Genomic DNA, 18,294 nt, shown 5'->3' with positions numbered 1-18,294 from the left:
CCTGTTCTATTAAAATTCAATTAGATTTGCTTTTTCCTATCAATTAGCGCCTTAGGACTAATATGACCTAAAATATGGCGAAAATCAATATATATGAATTTTAAAGATTTAAAATTAATTCCTTCTATACTACAAGCATTAAAGGATCAAAAATACACTGAGCCCACTTCTATACAAGCTAAAGCAATACCACTAATCCTAAGTGGGAATGATATATTAGGAAGTGCACAAACTGGAACAGGAAAAACGGCTGCTTTTTCTATCCCTATTGTTCAAAACCTTGAGAATATGCGACAGCATTCAAAGGGGCAAAGAAAAGTATTGTCGTTAATAGTAACCCCAACCAGAGAACTTGCCATACAAATTGGAGAAAGTTTTACAGCTTATTCGAAATACACTAAGCTGAAGAATACCGTCATCTTTGGTGGTGTTGGTCAGGGTGCACAAGTCAAAGCATTGAACAATGGGGTTGATGTGTTGGTAGCCACACCAGGCCGTTTGCTAGATTTGATTAATCAGGGTTATATTTCTTTAAAAAATGTAAAATACTTTGTTTTAGATGAAGCCGACAGAATGCTAGATATGGGCTTTATTCACGACATTAAGAAGATTTTAGCTATGTTGCCACACAAAAGGCAGTCTTTGTTTTTTTCTGCTACTATGCCTAAAAACATTTTGGATTTATCTCGACAGATATTAGATAATCCAGAGAAAGTAGTGGTTAATCCAGTATCTTCAACAGCAGAAACCATACAGCAGTTTGTTTATATGACAAATAAAAACTGTAAAAGTAGTTTGTTATTACACATCCTCGACAATAAAGAGATTAAGCAAGTTCTATTATTTTCAAAGACCAAACATGGCGCAGATAAAATAGTAAAAAACCTTGCTAAGAAGGGCATTGCTTCCGCTGCTATCCATGGTAATAAGGGACAAAACCAACGTCAAAAAGCACTTAAAAATTTCAAGGAAGGACATATTAGAGTGCTGGTTGCTACGGATATTGCAGCACGAGGGATAGATATTGATAAATTACGTTTTGTTATCAATTATGATATTCCTAACGAATCAGAAACCTATGTGCACCGTATTGGTCGTTGTGGTCGTGCTGGTGAAGAGGGTATATCAATCTCTATTTGTGAGCCCGAAGAAATAGTTTTTTTAAAAGATATAGAAAAGCTAACCAAACAGAGGATTAATGTTGTCGATGAGAATCCATTTCCTCAGACTGATAAACCGATGACTGCAGCAGAGCGTAAAGAAGCAGAAAAAGAAAAGCAAAGGAGAAAACAAGAGTTCTTTGCCAATAGAAAGAAGAAAAAAAACGCATCAAATTCTAATAGAAACAGAAGAAGGTAATAGCTTATTTATTGTCAATTAAAGTTTATTTATAACTAAATTTTAATGAGTTTTTAATAACATTGATTTGAACTTATTTAAAACTTAAAACGATGAAAAAAACGATCTTTTCCATTATAGCATTAGTGCTATTTTTTGCCTGTGGCAACAGCTCTACTTCGGAGTGTAAAAAATCTTCTGACAATGTAATTTCTAATGTACAACTTAAAAATTATGCCGTAGTATGGCAATGGGCAGTTAATGATGCTGATATGATACGTAAGCATCTTCCTGCTATGAATGAAGAAATGTTAGCCATGTGGCGAAATGGTGATATTGAAAATGCCTACTACAACGCTGATTCGGAAATATCAGTGGTGGAGAATCTGCCTAATATCTGTTATTTTTTGAAGGCAGAATCTTACAAAAGTGCTAGAGAATTCTTAAATTCATTATCAGTAGTTAAAAATGGAATAGCCACTTTTAGTGTCTTTCCAGTAGGAAGCAAGTGGTTTGGTAGAAACGCTGAAGCCATACAAGCAAACGGCATTCGTAGATCTTATGTTTCCGTATGGAAAGTACTTGAAGAAATTAAGCAAGAAGAGAATCTGCAAATGATTCAAACTCAAGCCAATTCCATTAAATCCCTATATCAGCAAGGCAGTATAGAAAATGTATATTGGGAACTCTCTGGAGAAGAAGATGCTTACAAACGAAGAAATAACAATATTACAGATTTCGTCTTTTTCATCAATAGTGATAGTAAAGATGAAGCTAGAGCCCTTTGCGATAGTTTGCCTTTTACGGCTGAAGGTTTGGTTTCTTATGACCTTATTCCAGTTGGTGTCTTTTGGTTAGGTGATTATGAGGAAAACTAAAAAGTGAGATTGTATGCGTTACTTACTTATAGTACTTGTCCTATTGGTGATTTTTCTCTTTCCTAGAAAGAATAAGTGCGAAATAGAAGTAGTGGTTACTAATGTTTCTGAACGAAAAGGAAGTATAGAACTCGCTATTTTTAATGATCCGGAAGTATTCCTTTTAAAAAATAAATCCTTTAAAAAATATTCCAAAAAAGCTAAAAGCGATAGTTTAATTCTTCGCCTTAAAAACATACCTAAAGGCAATTATGCTATATCTTTATATCAAGATGTTAATTCTGATAATGTATGTAATCTAAGTTTTGCAGGTATTCCTAAAGAACCCTTTGGTTTTTCAAATAATTACAAACCTTTTTTGAAAAAACCATCTTTTAAGGATTGTCAATTTAGTCTGCAAAAAGATACCTATACATATACGGTTAATTGATGTTATCCCATAAAAAAAGCCCGAGCAAACGCTCGGGCTTTTAATTGAATATATTTTACGAATTATCTAGTGCTTAGAAAGGTAGTCTGCTACACCAGCAAAACTTTCTTTCATAGCCTCTTTACCTTTTGACCAGTTAGCTGGACAAACTTCGCCTTCTTCTTCAAAATGCTGTAAAGCATCTACCATTCTTAGAGCTTCATCTACATTTCTCCCTAAAGGGAAATTATTGACAATTTGGTGTTGCACAACACCTTCTTTGTCGATAAGGAATAACCCTCTGTAGGCAATCATTGGGCCATCAGCTTCTAGTTCGTCATTTTCATTAACGAAGTAGTCACCTGCTAATACACCGAAGTTTTCGGCTACTGTCTTGGCAACATCTGCAACTATAGGGTAAGTGATGCCTTTGATACCACCGTTTTCTTTAGCAACTTGTAACCATCCCCAGTGACTTTCAGGAGTATCCGTTGAACAAGCAACTACTTCAACACCTTTAGCCTTAAATTCGTCTAATTTAGCTTGAAAAGCATGCAATTCTGATGGGCATACGAAAGTAAAATCCTTAGGGTAAAAGAAAAACAACACGTGCTTTTTACCTATGAATTGTTCCAATGAAAAGTCAGAAACTATTTCTCCACCATTAACAACAGCTTTAGTGTTGAACTTTGGTGCTTTTTTTCCTACTAATACCATATTTTTAAATTTAATTTATTGAGTTACTTTAAATAAGGTGCAAATTTAAGCATAAAGAACTACTTATCGAAACTTATTTTTTGTATTTCTTGATATCTGAAACAATGTATAGTATGATCATTTACTAGACCTGAGGCTTGCATAAAAGCGTAACAAATAGTACTTACAACAAATTTAAATCCTCTAGCTTTTAAATCTTTACTCATTTTATCAGAAAGGGGGGTGGTAGTGGGTATTTCAGACAAATGTTGATAACGATTGTGAATAACCTTACCATCTGTAAATTGCCAAATGTAAGTGTTGAAACTGCTAAATCCTTTTTGAATATCAATAAAGGCTTGGGCATTGCTTACGGTAGCTTTAATTTTTAATCGGTTACTAATGATGTTAGAGTCCTCTTTGAGTTTAGCCATTTCTTCCTCTGTCATTTGAGCTACCTTATGCACATCGAAATCATAAAAAGCATTCCTAAAACCTTCTCTTTTTTGCAAAATGATTTTTCAACTCAAACCAGCCTGAAAGGTATCCAATACGAGGTATTCAAACCATTTTTTGTCATCTGTAACAGGAACGCCCCATTCGGTATCGTGGTAATCCATTTCTACTGTTGAAGGCCATTGACATCGTTTTTTCATAAGTGATCGTATTTCGTTCAAAACTATTGCTTTTTCTAACAACATATTTTTTCAAAATAACGATATTTGTGGCAAATATTCTAATTATGTCCGACCAGCAAATCATATTTTCAATGAACAGGGTAAGTAAGACTTTCCCTTCCAATAACAAACAAGTTTTAAAAGATATACACCTATCCTTTTTCTATGGTGCTAAAATTGGTATTATAGGTCTTAATGGCTCAGGAAAATCTACTTTACTCAAAATAATCGCTGGTTTGGATAAATCTTTTCAAGGAGATGTCCATTTTTCTAAAGATCATACTATAGGATATCTAGCGCAAGAGCCTGAAATGGACGATTCCAAGACAGTCATGGACATCGTTAAAGAAGGTATGCAAGAAGCTGTTGACCTTATTGCAGAATACAACGATATCAATAATCAGTTTGCTTTACCTGAAGTTTATGAAAATCCAGATAAGATGGAAAAACTGATGGCAAAACAAGGTGAGCTGCAAGACCAAATAGATGCTGCAGGAGCTTGGGATTTAGAAACTAAGCTTAATATCGCAATGGATGCTTTACGTTGCCCTGAAGGTGAAAAGTCTGTTTCTGTATTATCAGGAGGAGAGAAGAGACGTGTAGCACTTTGTCGATTATTGTTGAAAGAACCAGATATCTTATTATTGGATGAGCCAACTAACCACTTAGATGCTGAATCCGTACACTGGTTAGAACAGCATTTACAACAATATAAAGGAACAGTTATTGCCATTACTCACGATAGGTATTTCTTAGATAATGTAGCCGGATGGATATTGGAATTAGATAGAGGAGAAGGTATTCCTTGGAAGGGCAATTATTCTTCGTGGTTAGACCAAAAATCTAAGCGTTTGGCACAAGAAGAAAAACAAGCTAGCAAACGAAGAAAAACTCTAGAAAGAGAATTGGAATGGGTACGTATGAGCCCTAAAGGAAGACAGTCCAAATCCAAAGCTCGTTTGAGTAATTACGATAAACTCTTGAGTGAAGAAAACAGACAGCAAGAGGAAAAAATCGAATTATATATTCCGCCAGGACCACGATTAGGGACTAATGTAATTGAGGCTAATGGTGTTTCCAAAGCCTTTGATGATAAGTTATTGTACGAAGATTTGAACTTTAAATTACCTCCAGCAGGTATAGTGGGTATAGTAGGACCAAATGGAGCAGGAAAAACTACCCTGTTCAGAATGATCATGGGACAGGAAGAAGCTGATGGTGGTTCTTTTAGTATTGGTGAAACGGTTAAGGTTTCTTACGTTGACCAACAACATGCTGATATAGACCCTGAAAAAACCATTTGGGAACAAGTCACAGGTGGTAATGAATTGCTCGAAGTGGCTGGTAAAAAAGTCAATTCACGTTCTTATGTAGCGAAGTTTAATTTTCAAGGTTCTGACCAAAACAAAAAAGTAGGGGTTTTATCTGGGGGAGAAAGAAACAGACTTCACTTGGCTATGACATTAAGAGATGAGGGTAATGTATTACTCCTTGATGAGCCTACAAACGACCTTGATGTCAATACTTTACGTGCTTTGGAAGAAGGCTTAGAAAACTTTGGTGGATGTGCTGTTATTATCTCTCACGATCGTTGGTTCTTAGATAGAGTATGTACGCATATCCTAGCTTTTGAAGGCGATTCTCAGGTTTATTTCTTTGAAGGTGGGTACAGCGATTATGAAGAAAATCGTAAAAAGAGATTAGGTGATGTAGGGCCTACACGTATAAGGTATAAAAAGCTTGTTCGTTAATTCTTTCTTACCAATAATTTTTTGATCGAGGGTAAGCTAAATACTTGAGAGTCCGAATTAGCTTTTAAGCTCAAAAAGATACCCACAGGCAAGAGGATAAGGTTAGCAGTCCACATGCCTTCTGTAACAGACAATTCAGATTCTTTAACCATCTTTTCTGCTGTTACTGAAACAATGTGGTATGTGATGAAAAATCCAACAGAAACAATCACAGGCATTCCAAAGCCCCCTTTTCTAATAATTGCACCAAGTGGTGCTCCAATTAAAAAAAAGATAATACAAGCAACAGCAAGTGTCCATTTTCTATGCCATTCCACTTTGTGTTTAATTGCAATTTTATTAGCGTAGTTTTGATCGTTAATGGTATTACTAAGCATCGACTTTAAGTACTTGACAGAGGAAATAGCATTGCTATACACCTTAGAGGGATAATATGCCATATTCTTGTCTTTTTTAGCAAAACTACTTTCCAATTGTGAGTAGTTTACCTCAATCTTATCTGAAATATTGTTTTTGAATAGTTGTAGTTTAGTATCTGATTTAGAGTAAATAGAGTCTATTGCTACTGTTAGTTGTTGGTTATTCATCATCGCATAGTGATTGCGATACAATTCTTCACTGGTGCGTTTCATACCAAAATCAGACATGTCAAAACGTAAAATATCTTGTTTAAATTGACTGCGTTGAAGTGGGCGTTTTTCTTTCTTTTTATTAATATTCATCTCATAGTAGCTGTAGCCATTCTCTAGTGAAATGATAAAGTAATTTTCGTTTTCTGACAGATACATTTGCCCTTTTTCGGCAACAATTACTTTGTCGTTGCCTTGTTCGGAGGTATGATCGTAAATCATAACACCCTCTAGATCAATACCGTTTTCTAGTTTTTTGTCAATTTTGATACTGTATCCACTCAATTCATTATAAAACATACCTTCCTTAATGTTTAAGGCTGGTTTTTGTTTTCTAATATCGTATAGGAGCGATCCCGCTTTCAAATTGGCATAAGGCATAAAATAATTAGAAAATAGAAATGATGAAATTGAAATAACAATAATAAAAGCTAATAATGGCGTCATACATTTCCTTAAAGATACACCAGCAGATTTTATAGCCATGAGTTCGTTTTTCTCAGCGATATTACCAAATGTCATGATAGAGGAAAGTAGAATAGATATAGGTAATGCCATAGGGACAAAACGAGCGGCGGCATAGAAAAGCAATTTAGCTATAATTATAAAATCCAATCCTTTACCGACTAAGTCGTCAATGTATTTCCACAAGAACTGCATAAGCAATAGAAAAATTGCTATGAGAAAAGTAAAAATGAATGGACCGATAAATGATTTAATAATGAAAAGATGTAACTTTTTCATTCGGTCAGAATTCTTATTATGATCCTATCAAATGCTTCAAGTTATCAATCTGAGCATCCCATAGGTTAGTAGCGTCTTCTTTATCCTCTTCATCTTCAGCAAAGTCTGAAACAATTAGAGAGACATCAGAGGTTAATTCATCAATTTGAATTCTAAATTCAAAGTATTCATCATCTTCAGAGTCTAACCATCTAAAGCGTATGTGTTCTCCTTTTTTCTTACTGATTAGTTCAGCTTCTTGAGAGCTTCCTTCCCAAGTAAATGTGTAAATACCTTCTCTACTAACGTTTACATCATCGGCAAACCATTCGGATAAGCCACTGATTGTAGATAAGCGTTCGTATAGTATTTTTATAGAGGAGTGTAAAGGATATTCTAGTTGATATAGCATATTTTTTTGTTTTTTAGCTTTGCTGTCAATATATACAAATAATTTGCAATTGCAAGAGTTAGTATTTGTGAATTAAAAAAACACTAGGTTTTTTATTTAAGTTTAGAGACTTTTTTCTCCAATTTTTAATCGTATCTCTTGTTATATTTTCTGATTCTGTACTAATATTTGTCGCTACTACTAGCACAGTATTAGGATGGCAATATTTGCATAAATCTTCAAGCATATGATTGTTACGAAAGGGTGTTTCTATAAACAATTGTGTTTGTTGATGTCTTAACGATAAATCTTCTAAAAATAGTATGCGCTTTTTACGTTCAGCCTTATCTTTTGGTAAATAACCATTAAAAGCAAAGTTCTGACCATTGAGTCCAGATGCCATTACGGACATTAAAATGGATGATGGACCAACAAGAGGTACAACTTTTATCTTTTTTGAGTGTGCAATTTTTACTATATCAGCTCCTGGATCTGCAATGCCGGGGCAACCTGCTTCAGATAAAAGTCCTATATTTTCCCCTTCTTCAATACTATTCAGCATACTTGTTAGCTCTAGATTTTTAGTATGTTTATTTAGTAAATGGAACTTTAAATCGTCAATGGCAGTTTTGATGTTTGACTTGATAAGAAAGCGTCTTGCTGAACGTATATTTTCTACAATAAACTCGGAGCAACTGTTAATTTGAAGTGTATTTTCAGAAGGTAAGACCGAATTTATTTCTGTATCACCTAATGTACAAGGTATTAGTATGAGTTTTCCTCTATTGGATTTCATGGTTTATCTTTTGACAAGCATCGTAAACTAATTCATAAACTTGTATAAAGCCGTCTTTTCCACCAAAATAAGGGTCTGGAACATTACGGTTGTCAGATAAGGTGTGATAGACCTTTTCCATTTGAGATTCGTTTTGTGCTAATGCCACAACATTATTATAATTTTCAGAGTCCATTACGAATATCTTATCGAACTTATCAAAGTCATTTGAAGTAAATTGTCTAGCAGTAAGATTGGAAATGTCTATTCCATAAGCTTTGGCTGTTTCAATCATCCTTGAGTCTGGTGGGTTACCAATATGATAATTAGACGTTCCCGCAGAATCCACAATAATATCAGGGTTGATATGAGATAAAATACCTTCAGCTAGAGGAGATCGACATATATTTCCTAAACAAACAAACAGTATTTTCATTGTACTGAGTTTGAGAAAATATTAATTGAGTGTTAGTTTCTTCTCAATATCGTTCACAAAAGCTCTGAATTGCTTATCAGTATCAATGAGGTTATTGACAGTTTTACAAGCGTGTAATACGGTAGCATGGTCTTTATTACCACAATGAATACCAATATTAGCAAGAGAGTTTTTGGTTAGCTGTTTAGAAAAATACATAGCTAATTGTCTAGCCTGTACAATTTCTCTTTTTCTTGTTTTTGACTTCATCAATTCGATAGGAATATCGAAATAGTCGCAAACTACTTTTTGTATGTAGTCAATAGAAATTTCTCTTGCTGTATTTTTCACAAATTTATCTAGCATTTCTTTTGCTAAATCGATAGTGATATTCTTCTTGTTAAGTGAAGATTGAGCTAATAGAGATATCAAAGCGCCTTCTAATTCTCTAACATTGGTTGTGATAGAGTAGGCAATATATTCAACGACTTCGTAAGGCATTTCTATACCATCGTTGTATAGTTTCTTTTTCAGTATTGCAATTCGTGTTTCTAAATCTGGAGACTGCAAGTCCGCTGATAATCCCCACTTAAAGCGAGATAATAAACGTTGTTCAACACCTTGCATATCTACAGGTGCTTTATCCGATGTTAAAATGATTTGTTTTCCGTTTTGGTGCAAGTGGTTGAAAATATGGAAGAACGCATCTTGTGTTTTTTCTTTTCCTGCAAAAAACTGAACATCATCTATAATAAGTACATCTATAGACTGGTAGAAATGAATAAAGTCATTCTTTTTGTTGTCCATTATGGCGTCAACAAATTGAGTTTGGAATTTGTCGGCTGATACATATAAAACCGTCTTTTCAGGGTCTAAATTTTTAACCTCTATACCAATGGCATTAGCAAGGTGAGTTTTTCCTAGTCCGCCATTACCATAAATAAGTAGGGGATTAAAAGAAGTGCCACCAGGTTTTTGCGCTACTGCATATCCTGCAGAACGAGCCAGCCTGTTGCAATCGCCCTCAACAAAAGTGTTGAATGAAAAATTAGCATTTAGTTGTGGATCAACTTGTATCTTTTTAAGCCCAGGAATAACAAATGGATTTCTTATTGAAGTCTCATTGATATTGATAGGCATGTGAATGGGTGTGTTCTTTAGATTGCCTTTGCCGCTACTTGGCACCTTTGTTACATAAGGTTTAGTATTGTAGTTGTTGTCCATTACTATACTATACTCTAACTTACCATCTTCGCCTAATTCTTTCTTTACGGTCTTTTTAAGTAAGTCGATATAATGTTGCTCAAGCCACTCGTAGAAAAATTGAGATGGTACCTGTATTGTTAGTACGTCACCTTTCAAGCGGATTGGTTTAATTGGTTCAAACCAAGTTTTAAAAGATTGCGGGCTAACATTATCTTTTATAATGCTAAGGCAATTATTCCATACAATCTCGAAAACTTTATCTTCTGTCATTTAACTTGTTAAATTAAAAATTAAATACGCCTTTATTAATTGTTAAAATTCAAAAACAAATGTGTTAATAAAAAAGTTTAAAAAAAAATTTCTAGCTCTTGATTTTAATGTTTTTTTTACAGATGTACTTTTTTTCAATTCTTTTAATAACTCTTATCAGAAAGCAGAATTAAAAACTTTTTTGTTAGGAGCGTACATCTAACGTATTACTCTTAAAAGAGTGTTCTAAATTAAGAAATTCTGACTTATTTTCATCAAAATAAAAGTCAATTTTCCCTAATTTAATTGCACCGAATCCAACTTGACTGATTAACACCTCTTTATTAGCGCTGTTTTGAACAATTACGGGCTCATTAAGAAATGAGTGTGTATGGCCACCAATGATTAGATCAATGTTTTTTGTTTGAACAGCTAATTTCATATCACTCATCTTATTGGATTTATATTTAAATCCAAGATGCGAAAGACATATTACTAAATCGCAGTTTAATGTATTCTTTAAATAACGTGCCTTTTCATTAGCTGTAGATACAGGGTCCAAGTAGTTGGTGTTGCCATAAAGATTAGGATCAACTAAGCCTTTTAATTCAATACCAATGCCGAAAACACCTACTTTAATACCACTCTTATTGAATACTTTGTGTGGAATTACTTTATCTTGTAATATAGTGTTACTGAAGTCGTAATTAGATGATATAAATGGGAAGTTAGCATGATGCATTTGATTTGCTAAGCCATCTATACCATTATCGAAATCATGATTTCCGATAGTCACAGCATCATAGCCCATTTCACTCATTAGTCTAAATTCTAATTCGCCACCAAATAAGTTAAAATAGGGGGTGCCTTGAAAGATGTCTCCTGCATCTAGTAGAAGAATATTTTCCTCTTCTTGTCTTATCTTCTTTACTAAGGAAGATAATTGAAACATACCGCCTAATCCTTTATTTCTTCCAGATGAAAAAGCTTCTATATGGCTGTGCATATCATTAGTATGTAATATGGTAAGCTTTACGTTTTTTGGAGAAGGCGTTGAGAATGCTTGAAACGGCGCAAGTCCTAATAATGTTGTGCCTAAGCCAATTTGTTTTATAAATTTTCTTCTAGTTTTCATCAAATAAAATTAAATGTCTTTCATCTAAATTTGATGAAATAGTATCCTGTCTTGTACAGTAATTAATAAGGGCATCTCTCATTTTAACTCCAACTTTATGTTGTGTTTTATCTTTGAAGAACTTCATTTTATCTCCACCATTGGCTAAATAGTCTGTGGTAAGCACTAGAAATAAGGTGTCGTTTAATGTAAAGTTATCAGCAAAAGCGATAGGTTGCCCTTCAGTGATGTTGAAATAACTTTTGAGGTCAAGCATTTCTACTTTGTTCAATTCCAATACCACTAATTCGTTTTCAAAAGGCATAAGCTTAAATAAGTCACGTTTTGTAATATCGCCTTGTGGTAATGGACTTCTTAAACCTCCAGTATTGAAAAAGCTAAGGTCTATATCATCTGAATATAATTCTTGTGCCATTTCTAAACATACATCGGAAGTCCAATTACCGAGTAAACTCTCAGGTTTTGATTTTCTCATGTCTTTAGACGAATAACATAAAACAGTATTCATCTGTGCATCTAATTCGGTTTTGTAGGGTAGGATAGTATAATAAATACTGCTATCTACTTCTGTAGATTGGACATCATAAACCACACGGCTAACTGATGAATAGTCACTATTGGATTGATTGAATACCGCAAGGGCTAATAAAAAGTAAATGAACTGCATGACACAAATCTAAAGTTTATACTTTAATTATTGTTAAAAAATTATTGATTAATTAACGATTACAAAAATAAGTTAACGAATCTAATTCATTAAATTTGAAGTCAATAATAATTTAAATTAAAACAATCATGAATAAATTAATCTTTCTCTTACCTCTTGTTATCATTCTTTTACCCCTAACATTCTTTGTGGTAAAACAACAAACAGCAGCTGTTATTGAGCGTTTCGGTAAATTCACTTCAATACGTCATTCAGGCTTACAGCTTAAAATACCTGTTATTGATAGAATTGCAGGAAAACTCAGTTTGAAAATTCAGCAATTAGATGTTGTTGTTGAAACCAAAACTAAAGACGATGTATTTGTTAAGCTTAAAGTATCGGTACAGTTTCAAGTTATAAAAACAAAAGTGTATGACGCCTTCTATAAACTCGACTATCCTCACGACCAAATTACTTCTTATGTTTTTGATGTTATTAGAGCGGAAGTTCCTAAGATGAAGTTAGACGATGTATTTGAGAAGAAAAATGATATCGCAATAGCGGTTAAGTCTGAGCTTAATGACGCTATGATAGAATACGGTTATGATATTATTAAGACTCTTGTTACTGATATTGACCCAGACGCTCAAGTTAAAAATGCGATGAACCGTATTAATGCTGCTGAACGTGAAAAAGTTGCTGCTCAATACGAAGGGGATGCTGCTCGTATTTTAATTGTAGAGAAAGCTAAAGCAGAGGCAGAAAGTAAACGTTTGCAAGGACAAGGTATTGCCGATCAAAGAAGAGAAATAGCGAGAGGCTTGGAAGAATCTGTTGAAGTGTTAAATAAGGTTGGGATCAATTCGCAGGAAGCTTCTGCACTGATTGTTGTTACTCAACATTACGATACCTTACAAGCTGTTGGTGCTGACACTAATAGTAATCTTATTTTATTACCTAATTCGCCACAAGCCGGTTCGGATATGCTGAATAATATGGTAGCTTCTTTTACGGCTAGTAATCAGATTGGTGAGGCAATGAAGAAACAAGATCAGAGAAAAGATAAAAAATCAGAATAAAGTACATGTTCACCTTTCAAACAAGCTTAAGAGTTCGTTATGCTGAAACGGACAAAATGGGTTACGTCTATTATGGCAATTATGCTACTTACTTTGAAGTGGCTCGGGTAGAAGCCCTTAGGAGTTTGGGTATTAACTATAAAGAAATGGAAGATAAGGGGGTAATGCTACCTGTTCTTTCTTATTCTACCAAATTTTTCAAACCAGCATTTTACGATGAAGAATTAACTATTAAGCTATTCATTAAAGAAATGCCCAAGGCACGAATTCATTTTCATTTTGAAACTTATAACGAATCATCAGTTAAAATTAATGAGGCTGAAGTTGTACTCGTCTTTGTTGATATGGCAAAAAACAAGCCTTGTTCAGCACCTCAAGAGTTAATCACACAATTAAAACATTTCGGTTTATGAAAAGATATTGGGCAGAGTTTTTAGGTACTTTCATGATGGTATTTGCGGGTACTGGTGCTATGGTCATAAATGATCTTTACGGTAGTGTTTCTCATTTGGGTATTGGCTTAACTTTTGGCTTGGTCGTTATGGCTGTTATTTATTCTATAGGAAGTATTTCAGGAGCACATATAAATCCGGCAGTTAGTATTGCTTTTTGGGTAGCCAAACGTTTTGAAGGTAAAGAATTATTGCCATATATAAGTTTTCAGTTAATGGGTGCTTTTGTGGCTAGTCTGAGTTTAAAAGTTATGTTCCCAGAACATGAATTATTAGGAGCTACTTTGCCAGTAGATACTTGGCAACAATCGTTTGTATTGGAATTTATTTTAACCTTTATTCTAATGTTTGTCATTTTACTTCTTTCTGAAGGAAGCAAAGAAGTAGGCGTAATGACGGGTTTAGTGATAGGCTCGGTAGTAGCTTTTGAAGCTATTTTTGCAGGGCCTGTATCGGGAGCGTCTATGAATCCAGCTCGTTCTATTGCTCCAGCAGTTGTATCAGGACATTTAGCTCATCTGTGGTTATATGTCGTTTCTACAACTTTAGGAGCTGTGGCTTCTGTTTTTGCAGTAAAATTGATTAAAGATTAATCATCAGATAATTATACATTTTAACCATAGATTCTATATCTGACTTATGTACTTTCTCATCTGGTGTATGTACAAAGTCTTCGGGAGCACCAATAAAACACCAATCAAAAGGGTAGGGCGAACGCTGTAGCGCATTTCCATCACTACCTCCAGCACTTTCTACTTCCAGTTGAAAAGGGATTTGGCTTTCTTTAGCTAATGATATAATTTTATTGATATAACTTCTTCTTGGAATACCACTATCTCGGATAGAAATGGCTACCCCTTCAGCGTGTTTTACACCTTCCGTTACCCATGTGATATCAGAAATAAGAGCCTGTTTAACCCCGTATTTTTCATAAATAAATTTGGCTAAATAGCCTACTGAACCACCACCGTGTTCTTCCCATGTGGAGAAGCAAATAATGCCATTTTCTAGATTTTCAGCCACTTTAAGCGCATTCCACACACCCAAACGGTTATCCATATAACAAGACTGAACAAAGTCATCAGTCTCTCTAAAATCGACTTTAAAAGTGAGTGTAGTACCTCTTTCAACTTCTCTACCACCTATATAGAGGGTTTTGTTGCCGTTATTATCTTCTTTATGCTGTAGTTTTTCTTCAATTCTTCCTAGGCTATCTTGACCCACTAATACGATGCCCTCTTTGGTAGTAGGGCCTCCAATTTTAATCACCTCATTGTTGTACTTTACGGTATAGCCGATACTGTCTAGGTGAGCAAAAATAGCTGTAGTCGGTTTGCCAAAAACCATTACTATACAATCTTGAAAACCTTCGCCATAATACAGTTCAGGTTGAACTTTCCAGTGCTTTTGATTATTCTGAATGTAGTTTAACACAAAATCGGTCATTTTCTGTTCTGAACCAGAAGGTGCTTCTATTTGGCAAAGTGTTTTTAATAGTTCCATTTATATTGTTTTTTGATAGGCTAATTTTACTTTATGATTGAGAGCAAATTTACTTTGCATTTTTTCGGATTGACTTTTTCTGATACTAAAAGTGAGTTGACATTCCAATTCAAAGTTTTGCTCGATAACATTTAGATTCAAATCTTTAACTATTCGCATCACATTATTCATTTCTGGATATTGAAAATAAACACTAAAGACTTCCTTAACAAAGCGTTGCTCAATAACGATGTTTTCTAGAGCAGCAGCAGCAGCATTTCTATAAGCGTTGATAAGACCTCCTACACCGAGTTTTACACCACCAAAATAACGCACAACTATGATAAGCGTATTAGTCAAATTATTAGAGAGTATTTGTCCTAAAATGGGTTTTCCAGCCGTATTGGATGGTTCGCCATCGTCACTATCTCGTTGTGCCGATTTATCTGGATTCAGTATGTAGGCATAACAATGATGACGAGCGGCGTACTCCTTCTTTTTAATTTCTGCTATACGAGATTTTACTTCATCCTCATCTTTGACATGAAAAGCATAGGCAATAAACTTACTGCCCTTATCTTTAAAAAGACCTTCAGATGAGGCCACCACCTCTTGATATGAATCTTCAAAAAGCATTTATGAGTAAATCAGAATACATATTGAGACAATAGCTAGAATGACTCCTAGCCAATTTAATTTTGATAATTGCTCTTTGTAATAACCCCAGCCAACAAGAGCAGATAGTACCACTACACCAATATTCAATATAGGAAAGACTAAGCTAGAATCCATTTTGTTTAGGCTTTTCAATACGAACAAAATACTTAAGTAGTTGGGTATTCCTAGTGATAGACCAAAAACTATATTTCTAATTTTAAACTTCTGTTTTTTGATAATTAGCATGAGAAAGCCAACACAAAAAGCCACTAGAAAAACAGTAGTGGTGAAATAGTCTTTTAACGCTTGTGAATCTAAGTATTTGAATTGAATATGTGATAAAACAGTATCTAGCAAGCCTGCACCAACAAATAAAAGTATAGCTAAATAAATAGGTCCATTTTTTTCTTCATATTTCTTAACAGTAAGATAAACCGACAATAGTGCTATTACAATACCTATTGTTTTTAGCGCAGTCCAAGAATCTCCTTGAAAGAGTAGAGCAAAAATTACAGGTATGATGAGGGACATCTTACTTGCTAATGAACCAATAGTAACCCCCAATTTCTGAGTAGTTAAAGCCATTATATTAAACATGACTATGAAAAATATTCCCAAGAAAACAGTAAGAATAAACCAATCTGTATATAGGGTGCTTTCTAGAGAATAACCTGAACTGCCAAAAGCAATGGAAAGTAGTCCAGCTGAAAGATAATTAAAAGTAATTGCCTCTAAAGTGTCTACTTTTCGTCTATCGAATTCTTTGAAGAATAAAAACAGACAAATCGTAAATAAAATTGATAAAGTTAATTCTATCATGTGTTTATGAAATAGGTTAAGGTGTCTTTTCCAATAGTTTCCGAACCGCTTATAACAGACTGTATTGTAGGTGATTGAACCCCCTCTTCTAATAATTTGCTTGATGTAAATACTCTAGCCTCATCCCAAATATTAGACTCAATAAATGTATTTAATGTTTGTGATCCTCCTTCAATTATCACAGACTGAATATCACGATTATGAAGTTGGTTCATTAAGGATGATGCAAGGTTATTAAAATCAACTTTTATATGGTTTTCTGAAGAGATAGTGTCATTTGCAATCAGAGTAGGAGCTTCATTATTAAACAGAGCTAAATCCATTTTCAAGCTTAGTTTTCTATCTAACACTATACGAATAGGATTCTTACCCTTTACTTCTCTTGTAGTAAGCCGAGGGTTGTCTAGTTCAGCTGTTTTGCGTCCAACCAAAATGGCTTGTTCTTCACTACGCCATTGGTGTACTAATATTTTGGATTCAGAAGAACTTATCCATAACGGTTCTTTTTGGTCTAAAGGAGCAATAAAACCATCCGATGTTTGAGCCCATTTAAGAATAATATATGGGCGCTTTTTCTCATGAAATGTAAAGAATCTTTTGTTGATTGCTCTACACTCTTTTTCTAATATAGAAGTGATGACTTCAATACCAGCATCTTTTAAACGTTGAATACCTTTGCCATTCACTTCAGAAAAAGTATCTAAACTGCCAATAACAACTCTAGGAATTCCTTTTTCTATTATCAAGTTTGCACATGGTGGTGTTTTGCCATAATGGGCACAGGGTTCGAGGCTAACATACAGGGTCGATTCTTTTAGTAATTCAGCGTTTTCAACACTATTAATAGCGTTTACTTCTGCATGGTACGAGCCGTATTCTTTATGATATCCTTGTCCGATAATTTTATCCTTATGAACAATAACGCAACCCACCATCGGATTAGGCATTGCCATAGGAAAGCCCTTTATAGCTAAATCGATACAAACTTGCATGTATTTTTTATCCATCAACACGCACAAATTTAATTAAATTGCTCGGATGAAAATGACTAAAGATATTATGCCATATTTCACTAAGGAATTGAACTCATTTTACTCTAACAATGAGCTTGAAAGTATGGCTTTTTGGTGTATAGATTCTGTGTCTAATCTAAATCGTTCGGAATACCTTTTGTCGTCTAATAGCCCATTGTCAGAACAAGATATTACTGTCTACAAAAATATAATTAAGCGACTTAAGACCTATGAACCATTACAATACATTTTGGGTAAATGCGACTTTTATGGATTAACATTAAAAGTTAATCCATCTTGCTTAATTCCTCGTCCAGAAACCGAGGAGCTAGTGCAGTGGATACTTGAACATAATTTCAAGAATATTGCTGATATTGGTACAGGAAGTGGATGCATTCCTATTGCTGTTGCCAAACATTCAAATGCTGATATAACAGCTTTTGATATTTCATCTGAAGCTTTACTAGTAGCTCAAGAAAATGCAAAATATAATCATGTAGAAGTCGATTTTATAGAGCACGATATTTTTAATGATATTGATTTAGATAAGTCTTTTGATTTGATAGTTAGTAACCCACCTTATGTATTAGAAAGCCAAAAGATTTGGATGAATAAAAACGTCTTGGATTACGAACCACATTTGGCTTTGTTCGTAACAGACAATGAGGCCTTACGGTACTATCAGCGTATAATTGAATTTTCAAAAGTCCATTTACAAAAAGAAGGCTTATTGTTTTTTGAAATAAATGAACAAAAATCAGTTGAAATAAAAGAAATGCTAGAGAACAATGGTTTTGCTGACATCTTAATAAAAAAAGATATGCAAGGTAAAAATAGGATGGTAAAAGCCGTTAGGAAATTGTAAATTCGTTGT

20 protein-coding genes and 1 pseudogene are annotated in these 18,294 nt (G+C 34.2%); 8 read left to right on the top strand and 13 right to left on the bottom strand.

Features of this window, described 5'->3' with window-relative positions; all coding sequences use genetic code 11:
- Nucleotides 1-93: 93 nt before the first annotated feature.
- The 3 genes from P8I29_05585 (at nucleotide 94) to P8I29_05575 (ending at nucleotide 2,646) form a co-directional block, all read left to right on the top strand.
- On the top strand, nucleotides 94-1,359 hold the full coding sequence (locus P8I29_05585; protein MDG1917273.1) for a DEAD/DEAH box helicase: 1,266 nt from the start codon (nucleotides 94-96) through the stop codon (nucleotides 1,357-1,359).
- Between the two features lie 92 nt (nucleotides 1,360-1,451).
- Nucleotides 1,452-2,216, top strand: a complete 765-nt coding sequence (locus P8I29_05580) for a hypothetical protein (GenBank protein ID MDG1917272.1) — start codon at nucleotides 1,452-1,454, stop codon at nucleotides 2,214-2,216.
- A gap of 13 nt (nucleotides 2,217-2,229) precedes the next feature.
- Nucleotides 2,230-2,646 (top strand): DUF2141 domain-containing protein, encoded by a 417-nt coding sequence (locus P8I29_05575; GenBank protein ID MDG1917271.1) that lies wholly within the window; start codon nucleotides 2,230-2,232, stop codon nucleotides 2,644-2,646.
- Nucleotides 2,647-2,712: 66 nt separating this feature from the next.
- Here P8I29_05575 and P8I29_05570 read toward each other — a convergent pair whose 3' ends face one another.
- Complete coding sequence (locus P8I29_05570) at nucleotides 2,713-3,342, bottom strand: peroxiredoxin (protein MDG1917270.1); 630 nt, start codon at nucleotides 3,340-3,342, stop codon at nucleotides 2,713-2,715.
- Nucleotides 3,343-3,401: 59 nt separating this feature from the next.
- Nucleotides 3,402-3,977 (bottom strand): annotated as a pseudogene (locus tag P8I29_05565) (DNA-3-methyladenine glycosylase I).
- A gap of 83 nt (nucleotides 3,978-4,060) precedes the next feature.
- Between P8I29_05565 and ettA the strand changes: the two are divergent.
- Nucleotides 4,061-5,749, top strand: coding sequence for an energy-dependent translational throttle protein EttA (gene ettA / locus P8I29_05560; protein MDG1917269.1), 1,689 nt, complete (start codon nucleotides 4,061-4,063; stop codon nucleotides 5,747-5,749).
- On the opposite strand, the gene P8I29_05555 is transcribed toward ettA, so the two are convergent.
- From P8I29_05555 to P8I29_05525, 7 genes are all read right to left on the bottom strand, one after another.
- Nucleotides 5,746-7,122: an LptF/LptG family permease gene (locus P8I29_05555; protein MDG1917268.1), complete on the bottom strand. Its 1,377-nt coding sequence runs from the start codon at nucleotides 7,120-7,122 to the stop codon at nucleotides 5,746-5,748. The two genes, ettA and P8I29_05555, sit on opposite strands and share 4 nt — an antisense overlap.
- A 16-nt stretch (nucleotides 7,123-7,138) precedes the next feature.
- Nucleotides 7,139-7,513, bottom strand: coding sequence for an START-like domain-containing protein (locus tag P8I29_05550; protein ID MDG1917267.1), 375 nt, complete (start codon nucleotides 7,511-7,513; stop codon nucleotides 7,139-7,141).
- Nucleotides 7,514-7,571: 58 nt separating this feature from the next.
- Nucleotides 7,572-8,288, bottom strand: coding sequence for an SAM-dependent methyltransferase (locus P8I29_05545; protein MDG1917266.1), 717 nt, complete (start codon nucleotides 8,286-8,288; stop codon nucleotides 7,572-7,574).
- Entirely contained in the window at nucleotides 8,275-8,703 is a 429-nt protein-coding gene (locus tag P8I29_05540) for a low molecular weight phosphotyrosine protein phosphatase (GenBank protein ID MDG1917265.1), read from the bottom strand. The genes P8I29_05545 and P8I29_05540 overlap by 14 nt, the downstream gene beginning before the upstream one ends.
- Before the next feature lie 21 nt (nucleotides 8,704-8,724).
- Nucleotides 8,725-10,158: a chromosomal replication initiator protein DnaA gene (gene dnaA / locus P8I29_05535; GenBank protein MDG1917264.1), complete on the bottom strand. Its 1,434-nt coding sequence runs from the start codon at nucleotides 10,156-10,158 to the stop codon at nucleotides 8,725-8,727.
- 184 nt (nucleotides 10,159-10,342) lie between these two features.
- The gene (locus tag P8I29_05530; GenBank protein MDG1917263.1) at nucleotides 10,343-11,272 is read right to left on the bottom strand and encodes a metallophosphatase; all 930 of its coding nucleotides are present in this window, start codon (nucleotides 11,270-11,272) and stop codon (nucleotides 10,343-10,345) included.
- Nucleotides 11,262-11,939 carry a 5'-nucleotidase gene (locus P8I29_05525; GenBank protein MDG1917262.1) on the bottom strand — a complete coding sequence of 226 codons (678 nt, stop codon included), beginning with the start codon at nucleotides 11,937-11,939 and terminating at the stop codon, nucleotides 11,262-11,264. The genes P8I29_05530 and P8I29_05525 overlap by 11 nt, the downstream gene beginning before the upstream one ends.
- Nucleotides 11,940-12,067: 128 nt before the next feature.
- Between P8I29_05525 and P8I29_05520 the strand changes: the two genes are divergently transcribed.
- From P8I29_05520 to P8I29_05510, 3 genes are read left to right on the top strand one after another with little or no spacing between them, the layout of a single operon-like run.
- Complete coding sequence (locus P8I29_05520; protein ID MDG1917261.1) at nucleotides 12,068-12,997, top strand: SPFH domain-containing protein; 930 nt, start codon at nucleotides 12,068-12,070, stop codon at nucleotides 12,995-12,997.
- Nucleotides 12,998-13,002: 5 nt separating this feature from the next.
- On the top strand, nucleotides 13,003-13,410 hold the full coding sequence (locus tag P8I29_05515) for a thioesterase family protein (protein ID MDG1917260.1): 408 nt from the start codon (nucleotides 13,003-13,005) through the stop codon (nucleotides 13,408-13,410).
- On the top strand, nucleotides 13,407-14,042 hold the full coding sequence (locus P8I29_05510; GenBank protein ID MDG1917259.1) for an aquaporin: 636 nt from the start codon (nucleotides 13,407-13,409) through the stop codon (nucleotides 14,040-14,042). The genes P8I29_05515 and P8I29_05510 overlap by 4 nt, the downstream gene beginning before the upstream one ends.
- On the opposite strand, the gene P8I29_05505 is transcribed toward P8I29_05510, so the two are convergent.
- The 4 genes from P8I29_05505 to ribD are packed head-to-tail and all read right to left on the bottom strand — an operon-like array spanning nucleotide 14,032 to nucleotide 17,414.
- A complete protein-coding gene (locus P8I29_05505; GenBank protein ID MDG1917258.1) occupies nucleotides 14,032-14,952 on the bottom strand; it encodes a M20/M25/M40 family metallo-hydrolase in 921 nt (306 codons plus the stop codon). The two genes, P8I29_05510 and P8I29_05505, sit on opposite strands and share 11 nt — an antisense overlap.
- Complete coding sequence (locus P8I29_05500) at nucleotides 14,953-15,567, bottom strand: YigZ family protein (GenBank protein MDG1917257.1); 615 nt, start codon at nucleotides 15,565-15,567, stop codon at nucleotides 14,953-14,955.
- The gene (locus tag P8I29_05495; GenBank protein MDG1917256.1) at nucleotides 15,568-16,407 is read right to left on the bottom strand and encodes a DMT family transporter; all 840 of its coding nucleotides are present in this window, start codon (nucleotides 16,405-16,407) and stop codon (nucleotides 15,568-15,570) included. It lies immediately after the preceding gene.
- Nucleotides 16,404-17,414: a bifunctional diaminohydroxyphosphoribosylaminopyrimidine deaminase/5-amino-6-(5-phosphoribosylamino)uracil reductase RibD gene (gene ribD, locus P8I29_05490; GenBank protein MDG1917255.1), complete on the bottom strand. Its 1,011-nt coding sequence runs from the start codon at nucleotides 17,412-17,414 to the stop codon at nucleotides 16,404-16,406. The genes P8I29_05495 and ribD overlap by 4 nt, the downstream gene beginning before the upstream one ends.
- Nucleotides 17,415-17,445: 31 nt before the next feature.
- Here ribD and prmC point away from each other — a divergent pair, with 31 nt between their 5' ends.
- Nucleotides 17,446-18,285, top strand: coding sequence for a peptide chain release factor N(5)-glutamine methyltransferase (gene prmC, locus P8I29_05485; protein ID MDG1917254.1), 840 nt, complete (start codon nucleotides 17,446-17,448; stop codon nucleotides 18,283-18,285).
- The last annotated feature ends 9 nt before the right edge of the window (nucleotides 18,286-18,294 follow it).

The sequence above is a fragment of the Flavobacteriales bacterium genome (assembly GCA_029248105.1).
GTDB lineage: Bacteria > Bacteroidota > Bacteroidia > Flavobacteriales > UBA7312 > UBA8444.
The sequence above is the reverse complement of the archived record's forward strand: the minus strand, read 5'-3'. Positions and strand labels throughout refer to the sequence as shown.

What these genes read in the sequence shown, in the direction of transcription:
- P8I29_05575 (MDG1917271.1), top strand. Translation starts at nt 2,230, where the DNA reads ATGCGTTACTTACTTATAGTACTTGTCCTATTGGTGATTTTTCTCTTT.
- prmC (MDG1917254.1), top strand. Translation starts at nt 17,446, where the DNA reads ATGAAAATGACTAAAGATATTATGCCATATTTCACTAAGGAATTGAAC.
- P8I29_05495 (MDG1917256.1), bottom strand. Translation starts at nt 16,407, where the DNA reads ATGATAGAATTAACTTTATCAATTTTATTTACGATTTGTCTGTTTTTA.
- P8I29_05570 (MDG1917270.1), bottom strand. Translation starts at nt 3,342, where the DNA reads ATGGTATTAGTAGGAAAAAAAGCACCAAAGTTCAACACTAAAGCTGTT.
- P8I29_05515 (MDG1917260.1), top strand. Translation starts at nt 13,003, where the DNA reads ATGTTCACCTTTCAAACAAGCTTAAGAGTTCGTTATGCTGAAACGGAC.
- P8I29_05510 (MDG1917259.1), top strand. Translation starts at nt 13,407, where the DNA reads ATGAAAAGATATTGGGCAGAGTTTTTAGGTACTTTCATGATGGTATTT.
- P8I29_05555 (MDG1917268.1), bottom strand. Translation starts at nt 7,122, where the DNA reads ATGAAAAAGTTACATCTTTTCATTATTAAATCATTTATCGGTCCATTC.
- P8I29_05585 (MDG1917273.1), top strand. Translation starts at nt 94, where the DNA reads ATGAATTTTAAAGATTTAAAATTAATTCCTTCTATACTACAAGCATTA.
- P8I29_05545 (MDG1917266.1), bottom strand. Translation starts at nt 8,288, where the DNA reads ATGAAATCCAATAGAGGAAAACTCATACTAATACCTTGTACATTAGGT.
- P8I29_05520 (MDG1917261.1), top strand. Translation starts at nt 12,068, where the DNA reads ATGAATAAATTAATCTTTCTCTTACCTCTTGTTATCATTCTTTTACCC.
- P8I29_05530 (MDG1917263.1), bottom strand. Translation starts at nt 11,272, where the DNA reads ATGAAAACTAGAAGAAAATTTATAAAACAAATTGGCTTAGGCACAACA.
- P8I29_05540 (MDG1917265.1), bottom strand. Translation starts at nt 8,703, where the DNA reads ATGAAAATACTGTTTGTTTGTTTAGGAAATATATGTCGATCTCCTCTA.
- P8I29_05500 (MDG1917257.1), bottom strand. Translation starts at nt 15,567, where the DNA reads ATGCTTTTTGAAGATTCATATCAAGAGGTGGTGGCCTCATCTGAAGGT.
- ribD (MDG1917255.1), bottom strand. Translation starts at nt 17,414, where the DNA reads ATGGATAAAAAATACATGCAAGTTTGTATCGATTTAGCTATAAAGGGC.
- P8I29_05580 (MDG1917272.1), top strand. Translation starts at nt 1,452, where the DNA reads ATGAAAAAAACGATCTTTTCCATTATAGCATTAGTGCTATTTTTTGCC.
- P8I29_05550 (MDG1917267.1), bottom strand. Translation starts at nt 7,513, where the DNA reads ATGCTATATCAACTAGAATATCCTTTACACTCCTCTATAAAAATACTA.
- dnaA (MDG1917264.1), bottom strand. Translation starts at nt 10,158, where the DNA reads ATGACAGAAGATAAAGTTTTCGAGATTGTATGGAATAATTGCCTTAGC.
- P8I29_05525 (MDG1917262.1), bottom strand. Translation starts at nt 11,939, where the DNA reads ATGCAGTTCATTTACTTTTTATTAGCCCTTGCGGTATTCAATCAATCC.
- P8I29_05505 (MDG1917258.1), bottom strand. Translation starts at nt 14,952, where the DNA reads ATGGAACTATTAAAAACACTTTGCCAAATAGAAGCACCTTCTGGTTCA.